Origin of the sequence: Brucella daejeonensis (genome assembly GCF_014199265.1) — a bacterium.
GTDB lineage: Bacteria > Pseudomonadota > Alphaproteobacteria > Rhizobiales > Rhizobiaceae > Brucella > Brucella daejeonensis.
On the sequence record NZ_JACIJG010000002.1, the window covers coordinates 290,033 to 302,771 of the forward strand.

Below are 12,739 nucleotides of genomic sequence, written 5' to 3' on the forward strand. Positions count from 1 at the left end.
ACCTCGACATCGAGGCCAAGAGGACTCCAATCCTTGAGTTCGCAATTCCCGACCGATACCGGCCCATCCCTGTTTCGGAATTGCTCCAAATTCTGGTCTTGTCGCAACTACAGTCCAGAACGGTTCAAGGCTCGACCGGACCATGCGCTAAAGCGGTTATCTGCTTCGTAACCCACTTTAGAATCATTCTTAAAATATATGAAGTCTTTTCTCACCTTTAAAGGATAAAAATCATAGAGACACTGAATTCATCGCGGTTCTCTGGAGAACCGATTGAAATTATTGGCAAACGTCTATCCACTCTGCACTTACCAGTTCGGCCATTTTATGTGGATCGATACGCACGGCGCTGTTGGTCGCCCCTGCCGCAGGCACGACTTCCACGAAGGCCTTCAACGACACATCACAGAAGACGGGCAGGGCGCTCGGCAAACCAAACGGACACACGCCACCGACCGGATGGCCGGTTTCCGCAAGAACAGTCCCTGCATCGAGCATACGCGGCTTGGTACCGAACTGGTCTTTGAACTTGCGATTATCGATACGCGCATCGCCGCGGGTGACGATGAGTATGGTTTGGTCTTTTGCCGAGAAGGAAAGTGTTTTGGCGATCTGCCCCGGTTCCACGCCGTGCGCTTCGGCTGCGAGCACAACGGTCGCTGTACTGGTCGGCAATTCGATAACTTCGATTTCCGGTGCCTTGGCTGCGAAAAAGGCCTTCACGGAGTCCAGACTCATGGTTCCCCCCTTTTTATTCTGATTAATGTGCTCAACTTATGCTGCAACGATCACAAGAACAAGCCTATCTTTCTTGGAGGATAGTGTCTTGCTCGGGCTTTACCAGATTGCATGACTTGACCGAAACAACAAACAGGTTGAAGGCATAGCCGCTGTTGGCGGGCACTCGCGTTCCAAGGCGATGGGAATATGCAGAACTGGTTTCTTGTCGCGTGGAACGAAACTTCAAAATCGCAGCAAGTGGCAGATTGACGCTGTTGTTCGATGCCTATAAACAGGCGACAAATCTGCTTTGCCATCCTTGGCATATGCGGAGGGGTGGCCGAGCGGTTTAAGGCACCGGTCTTGAAAACCGGCGTGCGAGAGATCGTACCGTGGGTTCGAATCCCACCCCCTCCGCCATAGTCTTTGATTTTATTGATGTTTTCGAGTTCTTGTCGGCCGCATAGCGGAAGATTATCGCTAGCAGCGATATAGGGCGTATGATCTCAAACAGGTTTACCAAAACTGAGCTTGGTATCGGACCTTGCTTGCCAATATGCCGTCCGCGACCGATTCATTCTGCCATTCACGCGGTCTTGGTCTTGAACGCCGTTTTCTGGAAAAGAAGTTCATCGTTTACTGTACGGGGCTTGACCGCTTCTATTTGCAACATGAGTTCGGCAATTTTGTCGGCGTCGTTAACGCCGCACTCATAAATCTGGATGATTTCGCGGGCCATTGCGTCTTTATGAGGAGAGGTTATAGGGCAGCGTGCCATCGCTTCGCATGACTTTGCATAAGCCACTTGCAGCTTTTTCAACTCAGCGGGTCTAAAACGCCCGAAGTAGTAGTCCCTAGAAAACGGCATTCCAAACATTCCGCAGTTGGCTAACGTATAGGTCATTAGCCTGGCAGGCTGAATTTATTTTTCATTTATACTGCAAGATGGATTATTGTAAAGTTGTTAATGTATATTATTCTTTCCATGCAAAAAATTACCGTTTGAGCAATCTGAAATATGAATGTCCATAACCTCAAGTTGCGTCAGGGGAACGCGCGGTGCGAAGCTCGCGCTTCCGTTGCAACGGCAGAATACAGACAAACCGGAAGAATATGACTTCGATTTCGATGATCTTTTCTGGCTTGTATGAAAGCACCCGTCTGACGGAAACAAACCTGCTCCAACAATAACCAGTAACAGATCGAAGGCGCGCGCACGCTGCTTTGAACGACGAGCTTCATCGAAGTAGCTGTTCGGGCCAAGAAAACTGTCTGAAAATATGCAATTTCGCGTCAAGTCCCTGATCTGGCCTTGCGAGAGCATGGTCCTGGTTCTATCAGCATCATCAAAACTATAGTCATGCGGATATTTCAGCGCCTTGTCGTATATCCGCACAGTCCTGCCACCATTGCGATTGGTGAAGGCGAATGAGCGATGGAGTCAAGTTGAAAAACCATCACGATATCTGGGACATCGTCGACGCCAAAAGCGCGGCATATTTTGAACTGAGCGACACGGTCTGGGACAATCCGGAAACCAATTACGAAGAGTACAAGTCGAGCGCTGCCCATGCTGCAATGCTTGAAGCGGAAGGATTTCGGGTCGAGCGGGGCGTCGCCGGCCTGCCGACCGCCGTTATGGGTGAGGCTGGCGAAGACGGTCCAGTCATTGCCATTCTCGGAGAGTTCGATGCCCTGCCGGGGCTGAGCCAGGTTTCGGGATTTGATCAGGAACAGCCTGCCGAAGCCGGCGGTCACGGCCATGGCTGCGGACACAATCTGCTCGGCGCGGGGTCTCTTCTTGCTGCCGCCGCCGTGAAGGATTACCTCGCGACCCACGGTATCAAGGGGCGCGTACGCTATTACGGTTGCCCGGCGGAAGAGGGCGGGTCCGCCAAGGGCTTCATGGTCAGGGAAGGGCTGTTCGATGATGTAGACATCGCCTTTTGCTGGCACCCGGCGCCATTTGCCGGTGTGAACGACCCGGTTTCTCTTGCCTGCAACGAGGTCAATTTCCATTTCAGCGGTCGTGCCGCCCATGCCGCGGCTGCGCCCCATCTCGGGCGCAGCGCTCTCGATGCTGTCGAACTGATGAATGTGGGCGTCAACTACATGCGAGAGCATATGCCCTCCACCGCGCGCATTCATTATGCGGTGACGGATACGGGCGGCGTTGCTCCCAACGTGGTTCAGGCCAGGGCAACCGTGCGCTATCTCATCCGCGCGCGCAACCTGCCGGAAATGCAGTCTCTTCTGGAACGGGTCAGGAAGATCGCCGATGGTGCCGCACTGATGACCGAAACGACGGTGCGCAGTGAAATCATCAGCGGTGACGCCAATCTGATCGGCAATACGCCGCTCGAACAGATCATGCAGTCGCAACTGGAGCGCCTGGGGCCACCGCAATTCGACGAACAGGATCGCGTGACTGCAAGCCGCTTCCAGAAAACCCTGTCCAGAGAAGATATTTCGGACGCCTTCCGCCGTTTCGGTGTCGAACCGAAGTCCGACCTTGCGCTTTGCGAGGATATTTACACGCCCTACAAGGGCGACAACACGCTTGTCGGTTCCACCGATGTCGGCAGCGTCAGCTGGGTCGTTCCGACGGTGCAGATGCGCGGTGCAACCTGCGCAATCGGTACTCCACTGCACTCGTGGCAGATGGTGGCGCAAGGCAAGCTGCCTGCGGCACACAAGGGAATGGCACATGCCGCCAAGATAATGGGCAGCACGGCCATCGAATTGTTACGCGACCCGAAGCGGATAGAAGAAGCCAGGCGCGATCATGAAAAACGGCTCGACGGAACCGTTTTCGTCAATCCCATTCCCGACAGCGTTCAACCCGCCTTGCCTAAAACTCTAAAATGATCCGGCAGGCCAGACAGACTTTGAAAATTGAAATGACCTCCATTTCCCCATTTTTCGCAGGGCCCGTTGCATCATGAAGCAGATAGGCTTTCTCGATATTCTCAGCTTCGGGCCGGACGGCTGGGGCTATGTGCTGATGATGGGCGCACTGGTCAGCGTCGCGCTTGCCGTGCTGGGCTTTCTTCTCGGTGCAACCATCGGCGTTTTCGCCGCCTGGGCCAAAATCTCCGGCGGACGCACACTGCGCGCAGTCGCGGACGGCTACACCACGATCATTCGCGGTGTTCCCGATCTCCTTGTAATCTATCTGTTCTATTTCGGCGGCAGCGCAGCCGTTACCGCCATCGGCAAATATCTCGGCGCGGAAGGCTTTATCGGCTTTCCGGGTTTCCTCGCCGGTGTGCTGGCAATCGGCATCTCCTGCGGCGCACACCACACTGAAGTGTTCCGTGGCGCATTCAGGGCCGTTGCGAAGGGTGAGATCGAAGCCGCTACCGCCTGCGGCATGGGTAGGACACTCAAATTTCGCCGCATCATTGCGCCGCTCGCCCTGCGCCATGCGTTACCCGGCCTCGGCAATGTCTGGCAGGTGTCACTCAAGGAGTCTGCCCTTGTTTCGGTGGCGGGCGTGGTCGAACTTCTGCGTCAGGCACAGATCGGCGCGGGCTCCACCGGCCTGCCATTCAATTTCTTCCTCATCGCGGGCGCGCTTTACCTGTTGATCTCGTCGGTTTCCGGCGGCTTGCTGCAAGTGGCCGAACGCCACTTCTCGCGTGGCGTCAGGAGAGCAAAATGAACCTCGAATTCTATTCCGATGCATTTTTCCAGATGCTCGGCGGCGTGCCGCTGACATTGAAGCTTGCGGCAAGTTCCATCGTGCTGGGCGCCTTCCTAGCACTGCTTGTCGCCATGATGCGTCTTTCGGGCGTCAAGGTGCTCGACTGGATTGCACGACTTTACATCTTCGTGTTTCGCGGAACGCCGCTTCTGGTACAGATATTCATCATCTATTACGGCCTGAGCCAGTTTCCTGCGATCCGCTATTCGTTCCTGTGGCCTGTTTTGCGCGAACCCTATTGGTGCGCGATCATCGCGCTCACCCTGAACAACGCGGCCTATGCAGGTGAAATCATCCGCGGCGGCCTCCTGTCGGTGCCGCTTGGCCAGATAGAAGCCGCCAAGGCCTGCGGCATGTCCGCCTTCACCTGCTTCCACCGCGTCGTGATGCCGCTTGCCATCCGCCAGGCCCTTCCGGGCTACGGCAATGAGATGATCTCGATGATCAAGGCAACTTCGCTTGCCTCCATCATCACGCTCATGGAAGTGACCGGCATCGCGGCGAAGCTGATCGCCGAAAGCTATCGGGCCATCGAAATCTTCGTGATCGCAGGCGCGATTTATCTTGCCGTAAACTTTGTTCTGACGCGCGTGCTGATGTTCGCGGAATATCGGCTGACGCCGTATCTGCGCCAGCCGGTCGTCAAGCTTTCCTCCGAAGGACAAACATCGTGAGCAAAAACGTTTCTCCCAACGCACCGGTCGCGCTGAAAGTGGAAAACCTGCGCAAGAGTTTCGGCGCAAACGAAGTGCTGAAGGGCATTTCGCTCGAAGCGCGCGAGGGTGAAGTCATATCGATCCTCGGGTCTTCCGGGTCCGGTAAATCGACTTTCCTGCGCTGCATCAACCTCCTGGAGACGCCCTCGTCAGGCACGGTCACGGTTTCGGGCGAACCCATCCGCATGGCGAAGAACTCGAAGGGCGAAGCCTATCCGACGGACAAGAAGCAGGTCTCGCGCATTCGCTCGGAACTGGGCATGGTGTTCCAGAGCTTCAACCTGTGGTCCCACAAGACCATTCTGGAAAATATCATTGAAGCACCGATCTATGTGCAGGGTCGCTCGCGCGCCGAATGCGTTGCCGAAGCGGAAGCGCTGCTGGCAAAGGTCGGCATTGCCGACAAACGGGATTTCTACCCGGCTCATCTTTCCGGCGGCCAGCAGCAGCGCGCGGCGATCGCCCGCGCCCTTGCCATGAAGCCGAAGGTCATGCTCTTCGACGAACCGACCTCTGCGCTCGATCCTGAACTGGTCGGTGAAGTGCTGCGCGTCATGCGCGGCCTTGCCGAGGAAGGCCGGACCATGCTCGTCGTAACGCACGAAATGGGCTTTGCGCGCGATGTTTCCAACCGCGTGGTGTTCTTTCATCAGGGGCTGGTGGAAGAGGACGGACCGCCGGAAGAGGTGTTCCACAATTCGAAATCCGAGCGTTTTCGCAAGTTCATCAGCCACGAAAACGCCGCCTGACCACCAGGAATACAGAGTTCCGGCGAGAGCCGGACAGAATAATCGTAACAGGATAAATACAATGAAGACCGTCGGACTTTTCAAAGCCGTGTTCATCTCCGCTCTTGCTCTCACGAGCGTGTCGGCCCATGCCGAGGAAAAGAAGTGGACCAACATCACCATCGCTACCGAGGGCGCTTTCCGTCCCTATAACTTCACGAAACCCGATGGGTCTCTGGATGGCTATGAAGTCGATCTCTACAAGGATCTTTGCGCCCGCATGAAAGTCGAGTGCACAATGGTCGCCCAGCCGTTCGACAGCATCATTCCGGCACTCAATGCCGGTAAGTTCGATGCAATCATGGCAGGTCTCACGGCTACGCCGAAGCGCGAGGAAACCATCAGCTTCTCTGTCTCCTACGGCCTGACACCGCAGACTTTCGCGACGCTCAAGGACAGCCCTTATGCCAAGTTGCCGCATACCGGCGAAACGCTGTATCTCGCAAAGGAAGAAGCCGCAGCCCAAAAGGCGATCGATGAGGTTTCGGCTGAAATCAAGGGCCGCACGGTCGGCGTTCAGACAGCGTCGCTCGGTCTGACGCTTCTCGACAAATATTTCAAGGACGGTATCGACATCCGCGAATACAAGACCACCGAACAGCACGACCTCGACCTGAAGTCGGGCCGTGTCGATCTTGTCGTGGCTTCGCTCGCCTATCTCAAGGATGCGGCCAAGAAGCCGGGCAACGAAGACATCGTCATGACGGGTCCTTTCTTCAAGGGCGGCATTCTCGGACGCGGCGTCGGCGTCGGCCTGCGCAAGGACGATACCGGACTGAAGAAGATGTTCGATGAAGCCATTGACGCTGCCAAGGCTGACGGCACGATCAAGCGCCTGTCGGAAAAATGGTTCGGCTTCGACGTTACGCCGTAATCCTCATCCGCTATGATGAAAACGCCGCCTCCGGGGCGGCGTTTTCATTTGCAATATGCAAACCTTCACATCAAACCGGCAAGCGCCTATAAGGTCGCCAATGATTTGCGGAGAGGATGTGATGGTAAAGATCGGTTTCGTGACAGTTTCCGACCGCGCAAGCCGCGGCGAGTATGAAGATCTGAGCGGCCCGGCCATGGAGGCATGGGTAAAAAACGCTGTCGTCACACCTTATGAAACAATCCGGCGTGTCATTCCGGACGGCATGGAATCCGTGCGCGACACCCTTATCGACCTTTGCGAGAGCGAAGCCTGCGATCTCATTCTCACCACCGGCGGGACGGGACCGAGCCCACGCGATGAAACACCGGAAGCCATGCAGGCTGTCCTGCATAAGGAACTGCCGGGTTTCGGTGAACTGATGCGTCGTGTGAGCCTCGAACAGACGCCGACGGCCATCCTGTCGCGCCAGACAGCCGGAAGTCGCGGCAGAAGCTTCATCCTCAATTTGCCCGGAAAACCGGCTTCCATCGCCATGACATTGCAGGCGATCTTTCCGGCGGTGCCCTATTGTCTCGACCTGATCGGGGCAGGGCGCATCGATACCGATCCCGCAATCGTCAAGGCTCACCGACCGGGCTGAGTTCCAGCATTAATTCCGGATCATATAGACTGAACCTTTTGGCGTCTTCTGTCGCGATAGAATTGCGCAACCCTGCTTTGCACCTTTGCATGATTTCCATGCTTGCATTTCCCTAAGTCCGGGCTGAATATTAGGGAAAAAAGAAGGGGAATTAAGTGAAGCCATTCGACGAGATGCTCAATCATGGCGGGAGTGTCCGCCAGCCTTACGAATTTCTCAAGCAGTGGCTCGACCGGCAGGACCCGCACAAACTTCTGCAAAAATGCGATGACGCTGAAAGCGTGTTCCGCAAGACGGGCATCACGTTTGCGGTTTATGGCGATCAGGAAGCGGGCGAACGTCTTATTCCGTTCGACATCATTCCGCGCATCATTTCCGGGCAGGAATGGCGGCGCTTGTCGCAAGGCATCGAACAGCGCGTGATGGCACTCAACGCTTTCCTTGACGATATCTATCATCGGCAGGAAATCATCCGGGCAGGACGTATTCCCAAGGAGCTGATCACGGGCAACGAAGCCTTTCTGCCGGAAATGATCGGTTTCAGGCCGCCGGGCAATGTCTATACGCATATTATCGGCGTCGATATCGTACGAACTGCCGAGAACCAGTTCTATGTGCTGGAAGACAATGCCCGTACGCCGTCCGGCGTTTCCTACATGCTGGAAAACCGCGAAACGATGATGCAGCTCTTTCCCGAACTGTTTCAGAACGTCAAGGTTCGTCCGGTCGAGAACTATCCGCAATTGCTGCGCCAGTCGCTTGCCAGCGTCGCTCCTCCCGGCACGCAAGGCGTGCCGACAGTCGCTGTGCTGACGCCCGGCATTTACAATTCGGCCTATTTCGAACACGCATTCCTCGCTGACCAGATGGGCGTCGAACTGGTCGAGGGAAGCGATCTGCGTGTCGTTGACGGCCGCGTCGCGATGCGGACCACGCAGGGATACCGCGCCATCGACGTGCTTTATCGACGCGTGGACGATGCGTTTCTCGATCCTCTCACCTTCAGGCCGGATTCCACGCTGGGCGTTGCCGGTATCATGGATGTCTACCGGGCAGGAAATATCACTATCGCCAATGCGCCCGGAACCGGCATCGCCGACGACAAGGCAATCTATTCCTATATGCCGGAAATCGTCGAGTTCTATACGGGGCGCAAGGCCATTCTGGAGAACGTGCCGACCTGGCGCTGCTCCGAACCGGACAGTCTCGCTTATGTGCTGGACAATCTTGCCGATCTCGTCGTCAAGGAAGTGCACGGTTCGGGCGGTTACGGAATGCTGGTCGGTCCGGCGGCAACCAAGGCCGAGCGCGACGCTTTTGCTGAAAAACTGAAAGTGCGCCCACGCAATTATATTGCACAGCCAACGCTCGCCCTTTCGACGACGCCCATATTCACCAGCAGCGGGCTTGCGCCGCGCCATGTCGACCTGCGGCCTTTCGTTCTTGTGTCGGACCGTATCCGCATCACGCCGGGCGGGCTCACCCGCGTGGCGCTGAAGGAGGGTTCGCTCGTCGTGAATTCGAGCCAGGGCGGAGGCACCAAGGACACATGGGTTCTGGATGATTGAATGGCATGATCCAATATTGAATTGCATCGAACGCGACCAAACGGCGGCAAGACCGGAGCGCGAAAAAGGGGAATGATTTATGCTTCTTGGCCGTACGGCAAACGGACTTTACTGGATGTTTCGCTACATAGAGCGAGCCGAAAACATGGCGCGTCTCGTTGATGCGGGTCTTCGCATGGCACTGACGAAAACCTCGGATGCGCCGGAGGAATGGTCTTCGGTGGCGGTTTCGGCGGGCGCCAATCACGGATTTTCCGCCAAATATGACAACTACAACGCTGCCAATGTCGCGGATTTTCTGCTGCGTGACACGGATAATCCGTCGAGCGTGATGGCATGTTTCGAAACCGCGCGTTCCAATGCGCGGATGGTGCGCACGGCGCTGACGCGCGAGGCATGGGAAAGCGTCAACGAAGCGTGGATGAGCCTCAAGAAATCGCTGTGCAAACCGTTGAGGGAGCCCGATCTTCCGCAACTTCTCGACCAGATCAAGCGCGAGACCGCGCTTATTCGCGGCTCGTTTCATGGCACCATGCTGCGCAATGAGATATTTGATTTTGCGTGCCTCGGCACCTTCATCGAACGGGCGGACAATACTGCCCGCATTCTCGATGTGAAATATTATGTCCTGCTGCCTGCGATCTCCTATGTCGGGACGACACTCGACAATTATCAATGGGAGTCGATCTTGCGATCGGTGTCCGCGCACCGCTCCTATCGCTGGGTCTACGATGGCGATTACCGCCCGGCACAAGTGGCGGAATACCTGATCCTGAACGGCCGGATGCCGCGTTCCCTTCATTACTGCTATCGCAGCATCGCCGAACATCTCGACTATCTGTCGAAAGACTACGATAATCGCGCGACTTGTCACGAGACAGGGGATAAAATTTATGCGAGCCTGCAAAATCAGGACATATCCGCGATCTTCGATGTCGGGCTGCACGAATTTCTGAGCGAGTTCATCGTCCGCAACAATAGGCTCGGCAATGAGATTGCCGAAACCTATAATTTCTATTGAGGTCTTCGCTTGCTGCTCAATATCCGGCACGTTTCGCATTATCGCTATGAGCATCCGGTTCCTTATGCGGTGCAAAGGTTGCGGCTGCATCCGCCAACCGTGCCGGGGCAGGTGGTCAAGCACTGGGAACTCAAGATTGAAGGCGGCGCGCCGGAAGTGTCCTATATTGACGGCTTTGGTAACAGGACCGATCTCGTCCAGCACGCCCGTAACATTGACGAAATCATCATAACCGCCAGCGGCAGCGTTGAGGTGGAGGACCGGGTTGGGGTACTGGGCCCCGTCTATGGCTATGCGCCGCTCTGGCTTTTTGAGCGCGAAACGCCCTTGACCCTGCCTGGTGAGCGTATCCAGGCACTGGCGGATGAACTGCCGAAAGACGAGGAACTGCTGGCCCGGATGCACGGCTTGATGAATGCCGTCCATACGGCAGTGGCCTATATGCCGGGAACGACCAGTGTGTTCACCGATGCCGAAGCCGCCCTTCAGGCCGGGAAGGGCGTCTGTCAGGATCACACGCATATATTCCTCGCGGCGGCGAGATCGATCGGCATTCCGGCCCGTTATGTCTCGGGATATCTGATGATGGAGGGCGTCGAGGCCCAGACCGCGAGCCATGCATGGGCGGAGGCTCATATCGACGGCCTGGGTTGGGTCGGTTTCGATGCCGCGAACAATATCTGTCCGAATGACCGATACGTACGGATTGCGACGGGACTCGACTATCGCGATGCGGCACCGATTTCCGGCGTCCGTCTTGGCAGCACGGCAGAAAGCCTTGCGGTTCACATCAATGTAGGGCAGTGATCTTTTTAAGTGCATCGCTTGATGCGCATTATAAGACAGCCAGATCGCAGATTGCCTGCCGGATATTGCCGATGACCTATTGCGTTGGAATGAAAATCGATCGCGGCCTTGTATTCATGTCCGATACACGGACGAATGCCGGGCTAGACAACATCTCCACATTTTCGAAGATGCGAAGCTGGATCAATCCGGGCGAGCGGGTAATCGTGCTTCTGTCGGCTGGAAACCTCGCGACGACGCAGGCCGTGGCAAGCCTTCTGGAAGAGCGTATGAAGGCCCCGGCTGACAGGCATCCCTCGGTCTTCGATGCCCCTTCCATGTTTCAGGTGGCCCGTCTCGTCGGCGATACCGTCAAGGAAGTAATCCAGAATTCCGCGACCGGCGGGCAGAATGCCGATGCCTTCGGTGCATCGTTTATTCTCGGCGGACAGATCAAGGGCGGACAGCCGCGTCTTTTCTACATCTACCCCGAGGGTAACTTTATCGAGAGCTCGGCGGATACGCCGTTCTTCCAGATTGGCGAAAACAAATACGGCAAACCTATCCTTGTGCGCGCCTATCAGGAGCAGATGAGTTTCGAGGAAGCGGTGAAACTGCTTCTCGTCTCGTTCGACTCCACGCTGAAAGCCAATCTTTCCGTGGGCCTGCCGCTGGACATGCAGGTTTACGAAAACGACAGTTTCAGGCTGGGTGCCTACAGGCGTTTCGAAGCGACCGACCCATATTATCAAACCGTATCGGAAAGCTGGTCGGAAGCGCTGAAGTCAGCGCTGGAGCAATTACCGCCTTTCTCATTCAATGACGAAAAATAAGAAGGCCGGGCATCGCGCTTGACTGTATGATGCTCTAAAAGAAAAGCCGGAGGAAATTCCTCCGGCTCGATTTCATGTCGCTGCGATAAACGATCAGAAGAAGACCTTGAAGCGATCGGCATCGTCCATGAAAGCCTTTTCCGGGAAAGGCTGCTCGTTCGAGCCGAACGGCATCTGTGCGCGAAGCTTCCACGACGACGGAATATCCCAGATCTGAGCAACTTCCTGATCGATCAGCGGGTTGTAATGCTGGAGGCTCGCGCCAATGCCTGCATTGGCAAGCGCAGTCCAGACGGAATGCTGCGCCATGCCGCCGGACTGTTCGGACCAGACCGGGAAATTGTCGGCATAAAGCGGGAAATTTTCCTGCAGGCCTTTAACGACATTCTGGTCTTCGTAGAACAGCACCGTGCCGGCGCCTGCGGCAAAGCTATCGATCTTGGCTTCGGTCTGGGCGAAAGCATCACCCGAAACGATGGGACGAAGCGTTTCCTTCACGATATTCCACAGCTTGTCGCTTTGTGCGCCGAACAGGGTCACGGCGCGGGAGCTTTGGGAGTTGAACGAAGACGGCGTATGCCTGACCGCTTCGCGGATCAGTTGGGCGACATCGTCCTGGGAGAGCGGGAGGGTCTTGCCCAATGCATACTGCGTACGGCGCTTCTTGATGGAATTCAGCAGAGAATTGTTCATTTGCGTTTTCCTGTGTTTCAGCGGTCCTACAGGCTGTCCGGCTTGGGATTCTCAAAACAGCCCGGCGAATAGTCGGGCGGAACTTATTGCCATCGACGCCATCGAAGCCAGCCCATAATTGCGAAACACACTGTCAACGATCGGCGAAAGGTGTAGCGTCATCGATCTGAAAGAATTTCGCGGCATTATGACTTGCCCATATCGATCACGGTTCGGGACCGGCGCCAAAATACAGATTTTCCGGATCGGAAGACGGTGAAAAGATTCAAAATCGAGCGATAAGCCATTGAAAGCCATTGCCATAATGTTTCGCAACCGGTCATAATAAGGCCATCAGAACATATGATTCCTCTTTACGACTTTGCCGGAGCGATTTTGTAGCTGTTTTCTT

General features: G+C 55.8%; 13 protein-coding genes and 1 tRNA gene. 11 read left to right on the forward strand and 3 right to left on the reverse strand.

Annotated elements, in window-relative coordinates; genetic code table 11:
- Window positions 1-279: 279 nt before the first annotated feature.
- Window positions 280-738 carry a YbaK/EbsC family protein gene (locus FHS76_RS03650; protein ID WP_183648220.1) on the reverse strand — a complete coding sequence of 153 codons (459 nt, stop codon included), beginning with the start codon at window positions 736-738 and terminating at the stop codon, window positions 280-282.
- A 312-nt stretch (window positions 739-1,050) separates the two neighbouring features.
- Between FHS76_RS03650 and FHS76_RS03655 the strand changes: the two genes are divergently transcribed.
- A tRNA-Ser gene (locus FHS76_RS03655) sits at window positions 1,051-1,140 on the forward strand.
- Window positions 1,141-1,306: 166 nt separating this feature from the next.
- On the opposite strand, the gene FHS76_RS03660 is transcribed toward FHS76_RS03655, so the two are convergent.
- Entirely contained in the window at window positions 1,307-1,588 is a 282-nt protein-coding gene (locus tag FHS76_RS03660; RefSeq protein ID WP_183648449.1) for a hypothetical protein, read from the reverse strand.
- A 560-nt stretch (window positions 1,589-2,148) separates the two neighbouring features.
- Between FHS76_RS03660 and FHS76_RS03665 the strand changes: the two genes are divergently transcribed.
- From FHS76_RS03665 to FHS76_RS03710, 10 genes are all read left to right on the forward strand, one after another.
- Window positions 2,149-3,588: a M20 family metallopeptidase gene (locus tag FHS76_RS03665; protein WP_183648223.1), complete on the forward strand. Its 1,440-nt coding sequence runs from the start codon at window positions 2,149-2,151 to the stop codon at window positions 3,586-3,588.
- A 73-nt stretch (window positions 3,589-3,661) separates the two neighbouring features.
- Complete coding sequence (locus FHS76_RS03670; protein WP_183648226.1) at window positions 3,662-4,384, forward strand: ABC transporter permease; 723 nt, start codon at window positions 3,662-3,664, stop codon at window positions 4,382-4,384.
- Window positions 4,381-5,100 (forward strand): ABC transporter permease, encoded by a 720-nt coding sequence (locus FHS76_RS03675; RefSeq protein WP_183648229.1) that lies wholly within the window; start codon window positions 4,381-4,383, stop codon window positions 5,098-5,100. Before FHS76_RS03670 ends, FHS76_RS03675 begins: the two co-directional genes overlap by 4 nt.
- Entirely contained in the window at window positions 5,097-5,891 is a 795-nt protein-coding gene (locus tag FHS76_RS03680; RefSeq protein WP_183648232.1) for an ABC transporter ATP-binding protein, read from the forward strand. The genes FHS76_RS03675 and FHS76_RS03680 overlap by 4 nt, the downstream gene beginning before the upstream one ends.
- A 61-nt stretch (window positions 5,892-5,952) precedes the next feature.
- Window positions 5,953-6,804, forward strand: a complete 852-nt coding sequence (locus FHS76_RS03685; protein ID WP_183648235.1) for a transporter substrate-binding domain-containing protein — start codon at window positions 5,953-5,955, stop codon at window positions 6,802-6,804.
- Window positions 6,805-6,925: 121 nt separating this feature from the next.
- Window positions 6,926-7,447 (forward strand): molybdopterin adenylyltransferase, encoded by a 522-nt coding sequence (gene mog / locus FHS76_RS03690; protein ID WP_183648238.1) that lies wholly within the window; start codon window positions 6,926-6,928, stop codon window positions 7,445-7,447.
- A gap of 155 nt (window positions 7,448-7,602) precedes the next feature.
- On the forward strand, window positions 7,603-9,015 hold the full coding sequence (locus tag FHS76_RS03695; RefSeq protein WP_183648240.1) for a circularly permuted type 2 ATP-grasp protein: 1,413 nt from the start codon (window positions 7,603-7,605) through the stop codon (window positions 9,013-9,015).
- Between the two features lie 79 nt (window positions 9,016-9,094).
- Window positions 9,095-10,036, forward strand: coding sequence for an alpha-E domain-containing protein (locus tag FHS76_RS03700; protein ID WP_183648243.1), 942 nt, complete (start codon window positions 9,095-9,097; stop codon window positions 10,034-10,036).
- 9 nt (window positions 10,037-10,045) lie between these two features.
- Entirely contained in the window at window positions 10,046-10,843 is a 798-nt protein-coding gene (locus tag FHS76_RS03705; protein WP_183648246.1) for a transglutaminase family protein, read from the forward strand.
- A 71-nt stretch (window positions 10,844-10,914) separates the two neighbouring features.
- A complete protein-coding gene (locus FHS76_RS03710) occupies window positions 10,915-11,655 on the forward strand; it encodes a proteasome-type protease (protein ID WP_183648249.1) in 741 nt (246 codons plus the stop codon).
- Between the two features lie 93 nt (window positions 11,656-11,748).
- Here the strand turns inward: FHS76_RS03710 and FHS76_RS03715 are convergent, their stop codons facing one another.
- Window positions 11,749-12,348, reverse strand: a complete 600-nt coding sequence (locus FHS76_RS03715) for a nitroreductase family protein (protein ID WP_183648252.1) — start codon at window positions 12,346-12,348, stop codon at window positions 11,749-11,751.
- Window positions 12,349-12,739: the final 391 nt, after the last annotated feature.

What these genes read in the sequence shown, in the direction of transcription:
- FHS76_RS03700 (WP_183648243.1), top strand. Translation starts at nt 9,095, where the DNA reads ATGCTTCTTGGCCGTACGGCAAACGGACTTTACTGGATGTTTCGCTAC.
- FHS76_RS03660 (WP_183648449.1), bottom strand. Translation starts at nt 1,588, where the DNA reads ATGCCGTTTTCTAGGGACTACTACTTCGGGCGTTTTAGACCCGCTGAG.
- FHS76_RS03670 (WP_183648226.1), top strand. Translation starts at nt 3,662, where the DNA reads ATGAAGCAGATAGGCTTTCTCGATATTCTCAGCTTCGGGCCGGACGGC.
- FHS76_RS03715 (WP_183648252.1), bottom strand. Translation starts at nt 12,348, where the DNA reads ATGAACAATTCTCTGCTGAATTCCATCAAGAAGCGCCGTACGCAGTAT.
- FHS76_RS03650 (WP_183648220.1), bottom strand. Translation starts at nt 738, where the DNA reads ATGAGTCTGGACTCCGTGAAGGCCTTTTTCGCAGCCAAGGCACCGGAA.
- FHS76_RS03665 (WP_183648223.1), top strand. Translation starts at nt 2,149, where the DNA reads ATGAGCGATGGAGTCAAGTTGAAAAACCATCACGATATCTGGGACATC.
- FHS76_RS03685 (WP_183648235.1), top strand. Translation starts at nt 5,953, where the DNA reads ATGAAGACCGTCGGACTTTTCAAAGCCGTGTTCATCTCCGCTCTTGCT.
- mog (WP_183648238.1), top strand. Translation starts at nt 6,926, where the DNA reads ATGGTAAAGATCGGTTTCGTGACAGTTTCCGACCGCGCAAGCCGCGGC.
- FHS76_RS03710 (WP_183648249.1), top strand. Translation starts at nt 10,915, where the DNA reads ATGACCTATTGCGTTGGAATGAAAATCGATCGCGGCCTTGTATTCATG.
- FHS76_RS03675 (WP_183648229.1), top strand. Translation starts at nt 4,381, where the DNA reads ATGAACCTCGAATTCTATTCCGATGCATTTTTCCAGATGCTCGGCGGC.